Annotated in this window: 15 protein-coding genes; all 15 read left to right on the top strand. The window is 36.4% G+C overall.

What is annotated here, in order from left to right; all coding sequences use genetic code 11:
* The first annotated feature begins 532 nt into the window (after positions 1 to 532).
* A complete protein-coding gene (locus A5849_RS10270; RefSeq protein ID WP_049142212.1) occupies positions 533 to 949 on the top strand; it encodes a PTS mannose transporter subunit IIA in 417 nt (138 codons plus the stop codon).
* A gap of 60 nt (positions 950 to 1,009) precedes the next feature.
* The gene (locus tag A5849_RS10265) at positions 1,010 to 1,501 is read left to right on the top strand and encodes a PTS sugar transporter subunit IIB (RefSeq protein ID WP_002320347.1); all 492 of its coding nucleotides are present in this window, start codon (positions 1,010 to 1,012) and stop codon (positions 1,499 to 1,501) included.
* 13 nt (positions 1,502 to 1,514) lie between these two features.
* A complete protein-coding gene (locus tag A5849_RS10260; RefSeq protein WP_002320346.1) occupies positions 1,515 to 2,324 on the top strand; it encodes a PTS mannose/fructose/sorbose/N-acetylgalactosamine transporter subunit IIC in 810 nt (269 codons plus the stop codon).
* Entirely contained in the window at positions 2,321 to 3,148 is an 828-nt protein-coding gene (locus A5849_RS10255) for a PTS system mannose/fructose/sorbose family transporter subunit IID (RefSeq protein WP_065772728.1), read from the top strand. Before A5849_RS10260 ends, A5849_RS10255 begins: the two co-directional genes overlap by 4 nt.
* Positions 3,142 to 3,852 (top strand): HAD family hydrolase, encoded by a 711-nt coding sequence (locus A5849_RS10250; protein ID WP_086310071.1) that lies wholly within the window; start codon positions 3,142 to 3,144, stop codon positions 3,850 to 3,852. The genes A5849_RS10255 and A5849_RS10250 overlap by 7 nt, the downstream gene beginning before the upstream one ends.
* A 169-nt stretch (positions 3,853 to 4,021) precedes the next feature.
* Entirely contained in the window at positions 4,022 to 6,535 is a 2,514-nt protein-coding gene (locus A5849_RS10245; RefSeq protein WP_002345037.1) for a sigma 54-interacting transcriptional regulator, read from the top strand.
* A 482-nt stretch (positions 6,536 to 7,017) separates the two neighbouring features.
* Positions 7,018 to 8,880 (top strand): PRD domain-containing protein, encoded by a 1,863-nt coding sequence (locus A5849_RS10240; protein ID WP_002320342.1) that lies wholly within the window; start codon positions 7,018 to 7,020, stop codon positions 8,878 to 8,880.
* A complete protein-coding gene (locus A5849_RS10235; protein WP_002291790.1) occupies positions 8,880 to 9,212 on the top strand; it encodes a PRD domain-containing protein in 333 nt (110 codons plus the stop codon). The genes A5849_RS10240 and A5849_RS10235 overlap by 1 nt, the downstream gene beginning before the upstream one ends.
* Positions 9,213 to 9,231: 19 nt before the next feature.
* Positions 9,232 to 9,588 carry a glycine-rich SFCGS family protein gene (locus A5849_RS10230; RefSeq protein WP_002309668.1) on the top strand — a complete coding sequence of 119 codons (357 nt, stop codon included), beginning with the start codon at positions 9,232 to 9,234 and terminating at the stop codon, positions 9,586 to 9,588.
* Positions 9,589 to 9,603: 15 nt separating this feature from the next.
* Entirely contained in the window at positions 9,604 to 9,954 is a 351-nt protein-coding gene (locus tag A5849_RS10225) for a DUF4312 family protein (RefSeq protein ID WP_002288312.1), read from the top strand.
* A 28-nt stretch (positions 9,955 to 9,982) separates the two neighbouring features.
* Entirely contained in the window at positions 9,983 to 10,762 is a 780-nt protein-coding gene (locus tag A5849_RS10220) for a DUF4311 domain-containing protein (RefSeq protein ID WP_002309666.1), read from the top strand.
* 10 nt (positions 10,763 to 10,772) lie between these two features.
* Complete coding sequence (locus A5849_RS10215; RefSeq protein WP_002309665.1) at positions 10,773 to 11,450, top strand: DUF4310 family protein; 678 nt, start codon at positions 10,773 to 10,775, stop codon at positions 11,448 to 11,450.
* Positions 11,451 to 11,468: 18 nt separating this feature from the next.
* On the top strand, positions 11,469 to 12,575 hold the full coding sequence (locus A5849_RS10210) for an amidohydrolase/deacetylase family metallohydrolase (RefSeq protein ID WP_002309664.1): 1,107 nt from the start codon (positions 11,469 to 11,471) through the stop codon (positions 12,573 to 12,575).
* Entirely contained in the window at positions 12,565 to 13,656 is a 1,092-nt protein-coding gene (locus A5849_RS10205; RefSeq protein ID WP_002320339.1) for a DgaE family pyridoxal phosphate-dependent ammonia lyase, read from the top strand. The genes A5849_RS10210 and A5849_RS10205 overlap by 11 nt, the downstream gene beginning before the upstream one ends.
* Before the next feature lie 12 nt (positions 13,657 to 13,668).
* Positions 13,669 to 14,409 carry a KDGP aldolase family protein gene (locus A5849_RS10200; protein ID WP_086310070.1) on the top strand — a complete coding sequence of 247 codons (741 nt, stop codon included), beginning with the start codon at positions 13,669 to 13,671 and terminating at the stop codon, positions 14,407 to 14,409.
* The last annotated feature ends 100 nt before the right edge of the window (positions 14,410 to 14,509 follow it).

Below are 14,509 nucleotides of genomic sequence, written 5' to 3'. Positions count from 1 at the left end.
GACAGCTATTATCGTGACATAATTAAGTCACTATCACAGACCGTTGACAACTATTTTCCTTTTGAAAACTATTCTCAGGAGTATTTGTGATAGTACTCTTCTCATTATCATTATTCTGCTAGCACTAAACCATTCTCCTATGATTATGATAATGACCTTCTGTTCAAAAGCCACTTAGAAAAGTGGCTTTTTTGTAATCAGAAGATTCATCTTTCAGGATAATAAAAATGATTTTTTACATTTTGGTTTATTAGTAGTTTTACCTCAAAATTTTTTATGAAAATAGAGCTTTCTCTCATATATTGAATGAAAGTTAACATGAGCGAAAACGCATCTGTATAGTTAATTAGGTTCGAAGTACTGGTTTAGACAAATTTATTATCAAGCTTTCTATCACCTATTAGCATCTGTTTAGAAGTAAATCAAACTGTTTAAACAGTTTGAAAAGTATTAGAAAGCTCAAGGAATGGGACTTTCATATACTTTTATTTTTTGGCATAGTATTTGCTTAATATAAAGTGAGGTGAAAAATATGAAAAAAAAATTTTTAGTTGCAACACATGGGCGACTAGCAAGCGGCTTTCAAAATTCAATGGCGATTTTAGCTGATAAAGGAGCAGAACTTGAAGTCATTAATGCATATTTAACAAATGAAGACTATACGCCCATCATTTCTAACTTTATAGATTCTATCGAAGAAGGAGAACAAGGAATTATCTTTACCGATCTGTTTGGCGGAAGTGTAAATCAAACAGTGGTAGCAGAAATGATAAAACAAAAAAAAGATCAATTGTTTGTCATTTCTAATAGTAATTTAGCAATTATATTATCTTTAGTCCTAACACCGGAAAATGAGGTCTTTACAAAACAAAGTATAAACGAAGCAATTGAGATAAGCCAGGTTCGTTTAGTATCAACAGATTTGCCTACAGAAGAGATATTTTTTTAAATCAAAAGTGTAAGAAGAAACTATTATAGTAATTTGATACAAAATAAGGAGGAAAAAAGAATGATAACTCAAATACGTGTGGACGATCGACTAATCCATGGTCAAGTAGCTGTAGTTTGGACGAAAGAATTAAATGCGCCATTATTAGTGGTTGCTAATGATGAAGCAGCAAAAAATGAGGTCATGCAAATGACATTGAAGATGGCTGTACCAAATGGAATGAAACTATTGATTCGTTCGGTGGATGATGCTATCAATATATTCAATGATCCAAGAGGAGCCGACAAACGAATTTTTGTCATTGTAAATAGCGTATCCGATGCAAATAAAATAGCTCAAAATGTAGAAAACATAGAAACAGTCAATGTTGCTAACGCAGGTAGATTTGATAAATCTGATCCATCAACGAAAAAAATGATATTTCCTAGTGTGCAGTTGAATCCTAATGAATTAGCTGCAGCAAAGGAATTAGCTAAATTAGATCGAGTAAATAGTTACAACCAGGTGTTGCCGTCAAATCCGCAATTAAGTTTAGAAGATGCATTAGAGTAGGGAGGAATAAAATATGTTAATGCACGCAACTATGGCAGCTTTAGCAGTATTTATCTGTTTTGCGGGTAACTATTTGACTGGACAAAGTATGATGGAACGTCCATTAGTAGTAGGTCTCGTTACAGGTATTTTAATGGGGGACATGAAAACGGGTATTTTGATGGGAGCCTCTTTGGAAGCCGTATTTTTAGGAAATGTAAATATTGGCGGAGTGATAGCAGCAGAGCCAGTAACGGCCACAACTTTAGCTACAACTTTCGCCATCATTTCTAATGTAGAACAAAAAGCAGCAATGACTCTCGCTGTGCCAATTGGTATGTTAGCTGCATTTGTCGTTATGTTTTTGAAAAATGTTTTCATGAATATCTTTGCTCCAGCTTTAGATAAAGCTGCACGTGAAAATAACCAAAAAATGATCCTTACGCTACATTTTGGTACATGGGTGATCTATTATTTAATCATTGCATCTATTTCTTTCATTGGAATTTTAGCTGGGAGTGGTCCGGTAAATTCCTTTGTTGAACATATCCCTCAAAGTCTAATGAATGGTCTTAGTGCAGCTGGAGGGTTGTTGCCTGCTGTTGGATTTGCCATGTTGATGAAGCTCTTATGGGACAATAAGTTAGCTGTTTTTTATATCCTTGGATTTGTTCTAACCGCTTACTTACAACTGCCGGCAGTGGCTGTTGCTGTGATTGGGGTTGTTATCTGTGTTGTCAGCGCTCAGCGGGATATTGAAATTAGAGAGGTTGGTAAAAATGGTAATAGGCATGACAAAGGGCTAATGACAAAAGCAGAAGAAGAGGAGGACTTTTTCGCATGAGATTCCAAGAAAACTTGACAAAAGAAGAAAAGAAAATGATGCGTTCTGTCTTTTGGCGTTCATGGACGATGAATGCCAGTCGTACTGGAGCAACGCAATACCACGCAGTAGGCGTCATTTATACGCTGCTGCCAGTTATCAATCGTTTTTATCAAACAAAAGAAGAACGTGCAGAGGCAATTGTTCGCCATACAACCTGGTTCAATGCAACGATGCATATTAATAATTTCATTATGGGATTAGTTGCTTCAATGGAAAAGCAAAATAGTGAAGATGAACATTTTGACGCCAGTTCAATCACTGCTGTTAAAGCATCATTAATGGGACCAATATCAGGTATTGGAGATTCATTTTTCTGGGGAATTTTACGGGTAATCGCAGCGGGTATCGGTATCTCTTTAGCAGCAACTGGTTCTCCGCTAGGTGCAATCATATTTTTATTGATTTATAATATTCCGGCTTTTCTCATTCACTATTACGCACTGTATAGCGGTTATTCTGTGGGTGCCAGTTTTATTCAACGAATGTATGAATCAGGTGGAATGAAAATTTTGACAAAAGCTTCAAGTATGTTGGGCTTAATGATGATGGGATCAATGACAGCATCGAATGTCAAATTCAAGACCATCTTAGAAGTGAGCGTGGAAGGCAGCAAAGAAGTGATGAAAATTCAAGATTACCTTGATCAATTATTTATAGGCATCGTACCATTAGCGGTGACGTTATTTGCATTTTGGTTATTACGGAAAAAAGTCAACGTAAATGTAGTAATGTTTGGTATTATGTTTTTAGGTATTATATTAGGACTGTTAGGGATATGCTAGAAAACACTGCTGTTTTTTTCGATATTGATGATACATTATTAGACAATTATAGTGCCTTCAAATGTACCATCCGAAAGTACTATCCTGACTCTTTCCTCGAAGAACCTTTTTTAAAGCGTCTTTATCATGAATTCCGCTGTCATAGCGAAAAGATTTATAAGTTTTATCAAGAAGGAAAATTAGATAAAAAAAAGAAAGACGAACGATGGTTACTAGTGATGGAAACATTAAATTCAAAGAAGAATACCAATTTATCTGAATTAGATGCTTACTATCATTTATGCCAAAGCAAACAGACTTTGTCAGTTGAAATGTCTTTACTTTTAAGTGTTTTGAAAAAAAGTGGAATTCTATGCGGAATTATAACAAATGGATTCACTCAGCAACAGCAAAGTAAACTAGATCAATTAGAACTTGATCGTTTTATCGAACCGAGATGGCAATTTATTTCAGAAAAGTTAGGTGATGCAAAACCAAGTGTAAGCTGTTTTCGAAAAGTTTCTAAACAATTGCCAGAAAAGATAACAAAAATTTATTATTTAGGGGATAGTTATCAAAATGATGTTATTCCATCTAGATTAGCCGGCTGGTGTCCGATCTGGTTGAATCATTTTGTTGATGATGAAGCAGCAGAGATTCTACAACCTAAAACCGACAATGAAGCAGCCACCTTGATATTATCTCAATTACTACGTTCGAAATAAGTAGAGCCGTGTCCCATAGGAAAAACTACTGTAGCTAAGAGTATGATTTGATACACTCTGACTGCAGTAGTTTTGATTTTTTAGTATTCCATCTGCTGTAAGTCTTTTTGGAGGATATGGCATTTCCATTTCTTATCATATACTATATTTTTTATGAGGAGGTTTGAGTATGCGACAAGAAACGAGAGAGCAGTTACTGAATTTATTATCTGGAGCAACTACCTTGACAACACAGGAGATTGCTGATTCTATCTCATTAAGCCGCTCAGCAACAAGCTTATATTTGAATGAATTATTAGATAAAAATGAAATACAAAAAAGCGGAACAAAACCAGTGTACTGGTCAATTGCTGAATCAGAAAATAAAGGCGTGAAAGATGCGTTTGCTCAGTATATTGGAAATAATGGTAGTGCTAAACGAGCAATTGAGACGTGTAAGGCAGCAGTATTGTATCCACCATTAGGATTACCACTTCTTTTGCACGGAGCAAGTGGAGTTGGAAAAAGTTTTTTAGCACACTTAATTTTTAAATATCTTAAAGAAAAAAAGTGTAAAGGAACAAAAAATTTCTTTGTCTTCAATTGTGCAGATTACGCTAATAACCCTGAGTTATTATCTTCTATTCTATTCGGACACACAAAAGGTGCTTTTACAGGAGCAGAAAAAGAAAAGGTTGGTCTTTTAGCGCAAGCTGATGATAGTGTTTTATTTTTAGACGAAGTACATCGATTATCTCACGAGAATCAGGAAAAACTATTTCAATTTATGGATACAGGGAATTTTCGGCCTATCGGCGAAGAAGCAGAAATGATTTCTTCGAATGTTCGATTATTATTTGCAACGACTGAAAAGCCTGAAGAAGCACTATTACCGACATTTTATCGACGTATTTCCGTTATTGTTGAATTACCAGCTTTTCATGAACGACCAATATTTGAGCGTATAGAGCTAGTCAAATATTTGTTTGAACGAGAAGCAAAGCGAATAAAAAAGAATATAGTTATTTCAAACGAGAATTTTTTTGCCTTAACAACACAAGAACTTTCAGGTAATATTGGAAGCTTATCAAATCAGGTAAGGATGAGTTGTGCTGATGCATTAAGGCTGACACCTCATAGTCAAACATTATTTATAGGTCAAGATAAGAAAACAACAGTTAAAATAACTTACCCCTCTACATCTAGTCCATCTATTGAGGAATACCAGATTTTTGCAGAGAGACTGATGCCTATATTAGATATAAATGAATTTGCTGAATTAAAAGAAAAATTACAAAAATTTGATAGTCAATACTTAGAAAATGTAGTGACTTTGTCAAATGATAGTTTGTCTTTAAGTATGAAAACAAGCATCCAAAAACAAAATCGTAGAATCATCGACAATGAAGCGATGACGCTAGAACCCCTTGAAATTGTTTGTAGGTTACTACAAATCTTAAAAGGAAAACTACCAGAAAAAAATTTAAAAGAAAAAATACATCTACTATCAAAACAGTATCCTAGAACTATACTTTTAACTACTAATCTCACAAGAGAGCTTCCTCTAGAAATTCGCCCCTTTGTTACTTTCTTCTTAGGTGTAATGCTGATCGGCAAGGTCTCAGAAGACATCCGTTACCAAGCATTACTAGTAGCTCATGGAAATGCGACTGCTAGTAGTATTCAAGCTGTGGCAAATAAAATGTGTGGAGATTACGTTTTTGATGCTATCAATATGCCTTTATCATCTTCTGCTAGAGATATTATCACAAAAGTTAATGATTGGCTTTCAGAAAGAGATACATCTGAAGGAGTGATCATGCTTGTGGATATGGGCTCATTAACTCATTTATATAAGAGCTTGAAGCCTCAAATTTTAGGAGAATTATTAGTTATTAATAATTTAACTACCTCTTATGCACTAGAGATTGGACAGCAACTAATCAATGGAAATCTTTTTTATGAGATTGCAAAAACGGCAGAAAGTGATTTTGTAACGAATATCCAGTATTTTGAAGGTTTTGCTGTAGAAAAAAATGTCATTATTTCTAGTATATCTGGTCGTGATATTGCTAAGAAAATAAAAATGATCTGTGAAAAATACTTTAATCCTGACATTAAGCTAATCGTATTAAACTACGGAGAATTAGTGAGCACATTAGAACGAGCTTCTTCGGAAGAAGGATATTTGAAAGAGACGGCGTTGATCTTGACAACTTCCTATCTGGATAACACAACCCCGGTTCCTAGTATTAATCTAATTGATGTTTTGGATGAAGATGCAGAGAATAAATTGAATAGACAATTGAGAAACCTAATTCATCCTAGTAGTGTTCCATTATTAACGAACGAATTCATTCATTTCTTTTCAAAAGAAGGTTTATCTGAAAAACTCGAATTTTTAAACCCTGATGTGATTATCCGACAAGTAGAAGATGTAGTAGAAAAGTGCGAGAAAAGATTCAGTCTTCAGTTGAATGCTAAAATGAAGTTCAATTTAATGATGCATCTAGCTTTGATGGTCGAACGAACGATACTTGGTGCAGAAGACTATCCAGTCCCAGAAGATATCAACCAGCTGAAAATCAACAACAAATTGTTTTATCAAAATACACAAACGATTTTCTATACTTTGGAACAGTTTTATAAAATCAAAATATCGACATGGGAATTATATATACTTTATGAAATTTTAGTGGGATAGAAAGTATGAATCCATCTGTTTGAATATTTTTTATTTGAGTATGATCAATACCAATAAACGTGTATCATTGATTAGTTTTATTCATTACTTTTAAATATTTATAGTCATAGATAAGCTTCATGTAGGAATTCGTCAGCCGCGTATTATTCTACATGGAGTTTAATTTTTGTATGGTGATCCAGTCAAACTTTATTTAGGATAGAACGTGTAAGCCATGATATTTTTAGAGAATATACGGTTTAAGATATTGAAAGCTGTTCTCAATTTTTTAATTTAAAAAATTTGAAAAAGCGTTTGATTATTTATATTACGACTTAGTGCAATAAAAAACGTATTTTAACAGTACATGTAGTCGTCTTTATAATAGATAAACTCTGTAAGTTTAGTTAAAAAGCTATAAGTTGCACTTAGTTAAGTGCAAACATTTCATATTGTTGTTAGTTTAGAAAACGCTTATATTAGCAATGTAAGGAGAGATGATAATGCAGCAGCTAACAAAAAGAGAAAGGCAGCTTTTGATTTACTTGGTGGAAATGTCTGAACCGGTAACAATCAAAAAGTTGGCTGAAAAAGAAAATGTTAGTGTTCGGACGATAAAATACGATCTAGATGATATAAGAGAGTGGCTGAATGAACGGAAGCAAGTCCTATATAGCAAACGTAGTCAGGGAATTTGGATGAATATTAGTAGCTCTGATCGAATCAAATTAAAAAGCGAATTGATGGATGTTAATCGTTTTGAAATATTTGCAGATCAAAGTCTCCGAATCAAACGTTTACTAATTATGCTTTTAGTAACAAAAGAAGCTATTACTGGAATGAAAATGGCCAACGCATTAGATGTCAGCAAAGATACGATCATGAATGATTTAGATGTGCTGGAAAATAATTTTCTTAAGGAAGGATTGACCTTGAATCGTCAGGCGCGAAAGGGTTTTTGGATCACAGGAGAAGAACGTCTAGTTCGATTAACGATTGAAGAGATTCTTCAAAAAGAGTTCACGGATTATGACATTTATAAATTAATGTCATTGTTATTGAACGGCGGTGAGACTGAATACTTTGAAATGTATTCTGCTACTGCTACACCTATCCAAGAGGTATTTAATCAAGTAATCATTCGAATGCGGCACTTACTGGAATTTGAAAATCTAGAGAAACTGAATTACGCGGAATTACTAAATATTCTGATTCGAGTGACAATTGCTACCGTTCGCTTACGCAAAGAGGCTACAATTGGTCGTTATCAATTGGTTGCTGAACAAGAATTAGACAAAAACGATCTTTCTTATCGCGTCATGCAGCAGGTCTTTGATTATTATCAGTTGCCACTGTTCGAGGATGAATATCATTATATCTATAGTGATACATTCGACACGATTCACCAGCAAGACGTTATGAAACTAGTTGAGAATGTGATTTATAAAGTAAGTAAAGCAATCAACCATTCTTTTTATCAAGATCCACAATTGTTGACGAATCTGTATGCTCATTTATCTATGCGATTATCGAGAAAGAAAAAATTTGTCAATGAATATAATCCTTTTAAAGAAGATATCAAGCAGAAATACCCGGAATTATTTGATGCAATCAAGCAAGCAGTTCGACAAGAAATAAGTGAACAAAATATTCTGATCAATGATTCTTTCGTGGCATATATCGCCTTACACTTTTTGGTTTCCTACGAAAGAGAAGAAGATCTACGAAGCGTTAGAGCCGTCTACATTTGTTCAACAGGGTTGGGTGTGACTAGTTTGATCAAGCAAAAGATCAATGAAGAATTAAATAATATCACTATCGTGGCATTTGCTTCAGTATTGAATGCGCAAGAAATGATTGCTACCAAAGATCCTGATTTGGTGATTAGTATTTTTCCAATCAATGGCATCGATCGTCCTTTCATCAAAGTCCATCCATTACCCACTGAACAGGACTTGAAAAAAATTCAACAAATAATAAAAAAAATACTAGCTTCTTCCAATCAGCAGGAAAGGCATAACTTGAATCTTAGAGAAACGTCCATCAATAAAGATACTTTAGAAGACTTTAGCAAGGAATTGATTTTGAAAGCTTATACGATTTATGAACGTTTACTTGTCATTTTGGAAGCAGAATTGATCCAAGAATATCGAGAAGCTTTTTTGCTTCATGTATTCTTAATGGTTCATCGTATCACATTTGATCAACAATATATGGCAGAAGGTCGTCAAGTAGATCAGATTATTTTAGACAAAGGAACACTGGTAGGAAAAATCGAAGCAGTTTTTGCAGAAAATAATTTAGGAATCAATCAGTCAGAAATCAGTGCATTATTCTCATATATAAAAGAAGGAGCGTCAAGTTAGTGAAAATGTCAGACGAGGCTTTAAAAATTATCGAGGAAAGTCAAAATCGGGAAAAGTTAAAACAAGTGATTGATCTAATTGAAGAGCGATTAGTAGAACATGCTATTGTACCAACCGAGTTGCAGTGGACCATTCTAATTAATCACTTGAATGAGATGCTGAAACGTTCTCAAAGAAAGGAAACGATTCCCGTAGTCGATCGGGATTTGTTCAAAGAAGTATCCAAAGAAGCCATAACTATTTCTGATGAAATAGTTAGAAGTATCGGTAATTTAACCGATGATGAAATATATGTTTTGTCGATTCATTTTGAAACAGCAAAAAATAATTAATATTTAGGAGGGAACAATCATGATTACAGTAGTTATTGCAGACCGTATGGGTAAAGGACAAAATGTGGCCAAAGGGGTAGAAGCAGCTGGCGGCAAAGCATTTGTCGTACCAGGAATGGGGGCAGATATGCGTTTGGGCGATGTGATGCAACAAGAGCATGCAGATATGGGTATCTCTTTTTGTGGTAGTGGTGGTGCAGGTGCATTAACAGCAGCAACAAAATATGGCTATCCAGAACGACATGGTATGCGTTCGATTGAAGAAGGGATTACAGCTATCAAGGATGGCAAAACTGTTCTAGGTTTCGGCTTTATGGATCAAGAGGAATTAGGGAAACGTCTGACAGAAGAATTTATCAAAAAGCATGGAAAATAGAAAGAGGGATATGAAATGAGCGTTCAAAAGACAATTCAGCAAAAAGTTATCGTCTCCGGTAAAGGGGAAACAAAGCAACATGCTTTTGCATCAGCGTTAGCAGAAATTCAAAACAAAATAATGGAACAATCAAACGTATTATTGCGAATCGAACCAGTCAATGTGGATATTTTAAAGGCGGTCGAAAACAAATACACAGAACGCTTTCTATTTTTCTTCTTCCCACGGCAACGTATCAGCTATGAAGTCGAACTTTCTGTTACTGTGGCTGTAACAGAAATAAAATTGGCAGACATATCGTTCAGCCAGCAAATGACTGAAGATCCAAATGGGATTGCCATTCCATTTGTAACTAAAAAAATCTAATTTTGAATTATAAGGGGGAAAGAATAACGTGGATTTCGTAATCATTCTAGTCAAATCGGTTATTATCGGGGGATTACTTGGTTTTGCAGCATCTGTCGGGGCAGCTCGAATGTTTCATGCACCTAATACACAAGGTTTAGGAGCTTTTAGAACATTAGGCGAAATGAATGCCTGCATGGGTGATCCAGCTTCTCATTTTTCATTTGGTTTAGGCTTTTTCTTTAATGCATGGGCTTCTTCAGTTGGTGCTGGTGCATTCACACAAGATGTGACGCATCGAATCATTCCCAATTGGGCAGCGGCAGCACTTCTAGCAAAAAACAAAGATGTCACCCAGACCATGCATGATCCGAAAAAAATGGGGATCATTGGAGCGGTTATCGGGGCAGGGGTGGTAGCCTTCTTAAACACAACAGCTGCAGCAATTCCAGAGGCGTTACAAGTGACGGCGGTTTCCGTTTTGGTACCAGCAGCGACGATTCTGATCAATACAGTAATGCCAGTTATTTTTTGGTTGGCAGCTTTAGACGCAGGGAAACGAACTGGTTTTTGGGGCACTCTTTTTGGTGGTATCGCGCAATTGATCATGGGAAATGCGGTACCTGGTGTTGTTCTAGGAATCTTGATTGGTAAAGGCGTCGATGAGAGCGGTTGGAATCGCGTCACGAAGAGCATGATGATCGCTATTGTTTTATTATTTATTTTCAGTGGATTTTTCCGTGGATTTGATATGGAAATGATCAAGAGCTTCCAGCTTCAAGTGCCTAATTGGCTTGATAACTTGCACAACATCTTTAGTGTGAAATAGGAGGAGAATCATGGAGACAACAGAAGAACAAGCAAAAGTATTAGAAGTAAAGCGGCAAAAGAGCTTTTGGTTTGCAGACTGGTCTTTTCCGCTAATCGTAGGAATTATGTCCGCTGCTGTATTTGCAGGAACACACATGTATGTGATGTATGGTGTGGGTGCATTCAATGAAGTTTCGATCGTGGCGATGTTAAAAGCCGGGCTGGATGGCGGATCCTATGGCGCAGCGGCAGCGTTTGGTGCTAGTTTCTTATTTGCCAGAATTTTAGAAGGCTCTTTAGTTGGGATCTTGGACTTAGGCGGTTCGATCCTAACTGGGATCGGAATTGGGGTACCAGCAATTCTCTTAAGTATGAAAATAGCGGCACCAATCGATAATTTTGCACTCTCTTTATTGACTGGTTTGGTTCTAGGTTTGATTGTTGGTGGCATCATTGTCTTGATTCGTAAATTTACGATCAATCAATCAAATTCCACTTTTGGTGCTGACGTCATGATGGGGGCAGGAAATTCATCTGGACGTTTTTTGGGTCCATTAATTATATTAAGCGCGTGTGCAGCATCTATTCCAATCGGCATTGGCGCTACATTAGGAGCACTAGGATTCTATGCTTGGAAAAAACCAATTGCTGGAGGTGCTATTTTAGGAGCAATGATTTTAGGAGCAATCTTCCCGGCAGTAAATTAATAGAAAGAGGGTCATTAAATGTTTGATACTTTGATTAAAAATGGAAGGTTGATTGATGGATCTAAGATAGAGGTCGCTATAGAAAAAGGCATGATTAAAGCAGTTGCAACAGAAATAAATCAGCCGGCGCAAGAAGTAGTTGACTTGGAGGGAAAGTATTATTTATCCGCTGGGTGGATCGATGATCATGTCCACTGCTATGAAAAGATGAATCTTTATTATGACTATCCTGATCAGATAGGGGTCGAAAAAGGTGTGACGACGGTCATTGATGCTGGAACTACGGGAGCAGAAAACATCCGTGAATTTTATCAATTGACGAAATCGGTCAAGACAAATGTGTATGCGCTAATGAATATCTCTAAATGGGGCATTGTCAAACAAGATGAACTTGCTGATCTAACAAAGATTCAAGAAGATCTAGTAAGTACTGCGTTAGCAGAACTGCCGGAATTTATTGTCGGGATCAAAGCGAGAATGAGTAAGACAGTTGTTGGTGAAAATGGCATTAAGCCATTAGAATTAGCTAAAAAAATCCAGTCAGAAAACAATGATCTGCCATTGATGGTTCATATCGGTTCTGCACCTCCTGAGTTAGAAGAAGTATTGTCAAGAATGGAAAGAGGCGATGTATTGACCCATTGTTTTAATGGAAAACCAAACGGTATTTTAGATCCAAAGACAGATCAAATTAAAAACTTTGTCTGGGATGCTTACAATAATGGTGTTGTCTTTGATATTGGACATGGGACGGATAGCTTTAATTTCCATGTGGCAGAAACCGCACTAAAAGCAGGAATGAAAGCTACCTCTATTAGTACGGATATCTACATCCGCAATCGTACAAATGGCCCAGTTTTTGATCTAGCAACTACTTTAGAAAAATTGAGGGTAGTCGGCTATTCTTGGGAAGAAATCATTGAAAAAGTTACAGCAGTTCCTGCACGGAATTTTCATTTGAAGAATAAGGGCCAGTTAGCTGTCAATTATGATGCAGATTTGACGATATTTGAGATTGTTGAAAATGAAAAGGAATTGAAAGATTCCAACGGATTTACACGTATAGCTAAAGAACAAATTTTACCGATTAAAACAATTATTGGAGGCGTCATATATGACAATTAGCTATGGAAAGTTTGATTTAAAAGAAGTCATTAATGCATCGGGAAAAATGACGATCCTAGGGGTTTCTAAGGTATCTGAAAGTGTCCTAGCAGCACAACGATTTGGAGGCGAGCATTTTTTTGAGATGAGTGATCTTGCCATCAAAACCGGCGCTTATCTTTCTCAATTACTGAAAGTGGAAGATGCGCAAATCGTTTCTTCTGCTTCAGCAGGGATAGCTCAATCTGTTGCTGCTTTAATCGGACAGGGCAACATGTACCATGTCTATCATCCCTATACAGAAAAAATCGCTAGACGGGAAATCATCATACCTAAGGGACATAATGTAGATTATGGGACACCGGTTGAAGTAATGGTTGCTCAAGGTGGAGGAAAAGTCATAGAAGCTGGCTATGCAAATATGTGTACACCGGAACATGTTTCCATGATGATTACGGAAAAAACTGCTGCGCTTCTATATATTAAAAGTCATCATGCAGTTCAGAAAAGTATGCTGACGGTGGCAGAAATGGTAGAAGTTGCCAAAGCTCATCGTTTGCCATTGATCGTTGATGCAGCTGCGGAAGAAGATTTATTCAAATATAGCGAAATGGGCGTTGACTTAGTGATTTACTCTGGGGCAAAAGCAATCGAAGGTCCGAGTGCCGGACTGGTCATAGGAAAAAAGAAGTATATTCAATGGATTCGGCTACAGTCTAAAGGTATTGGCCGAGCAATGAAAATCGGTAAAGATAATATTTTAGGCCTTACCCAGGCACTAGAAGATTATTTAAAAAATGGGAGCGAATCCGGTGACTCCATGAAGCAACGATTAACGCCTTTTGTTAACGCAATCAATCAACTTCCTGACCTATCAGCGAAAATAGTTCAAGATGGTGCCGGCAGAGATATTTATCGAGCAAGTGTAACGATTAATGGCGATAAAAGTGCGAAAGAAGTCATTCAGGAATTAAAAGCACGAAATCCAGCAGTCTACACTCGAGAATATCAAGCAAATAACGGAATCATTGAGTTCGACATTCGTTCCGTCAGCCAAAACGAAATGGAAAAAATCATAAAAAGATTGAGAGAAATCATGTAGGAGGCTTTTAAATTGTCAGTTATCCCAAATTATTATAAAAATCGGGTATGTTTAAATGTATTAGCTCATTCAGTTGAAAATGCAAAAGCATGCTATGAAGCAGCGGAAGGGCATGTCGTACTAGGTGTGCTATCGAAAAATTATGCTAGCGATGAAGCAGCAATCGAAGATATGAAAAGGTACCAAGACGCAACCAATAATGCGTTGTCAGTTGGATTAGGCGCTGGAGATCCAAACCAAAGTCAGATGGTTTCGCGTTTATCTGGGGTTTTACAACCACAACATGTCAATCAAGTATTTACTGGCGTGGGGACTTCTCGTGCTTTATTGGGCCAAAATGATACGGTCATCAATGGATTGGTTTCACCAACAGGTAAGATCGGCTATGTCAATATTGCTACAGGTCCGTTAAGTTCACAAGCGCCAGCAGCTGAAGTGCCTATTGAAACTGCCATTCAAATGCTGCAAGACATGGGAGGTACTTCAATCAAGTATTTCCCGATGAAAGGCTTAGCACATAGGGAAGAATTTAAAGCAGTTGCGGAAGCTTGCGCAAAATATGATTTCTATTTAGAGCCAACAGGAGGAATTGATCTTTCAAACTTTGAAGAAATTCTGAAAATTGCAATCGATGCAGGTGTAAAAAAAGTGATTCCTCATGTTTACAGTTCAATTATAGATAAAGAAACAGAAGATACGCGTATAGGAGACGTAAGGATACTATTAAGCATGGTAAAAAAAATTATTCACTAACTCATTAGAAAATAAGAAGCTTATTCCATAACTCTTATACACATCTAGATGTGTATAAGAGACAGCTTCTGTAATAGGAGAAAATTCGCCACCAGTAAGT

The organism is Enterococcus sp. 10F3_DIV0382 (genome assembly GCF_002140245.1).
Taxonomy (GTDB): Bacteria; Bacillota; Bacilli; order Lactobacillales; family Enterococcaceae; genus Enterococcus_B; species Enterococcus_B lactis.
This window is presented reverse-complemented; position numbering and strand designations above follow the sequence as displayed.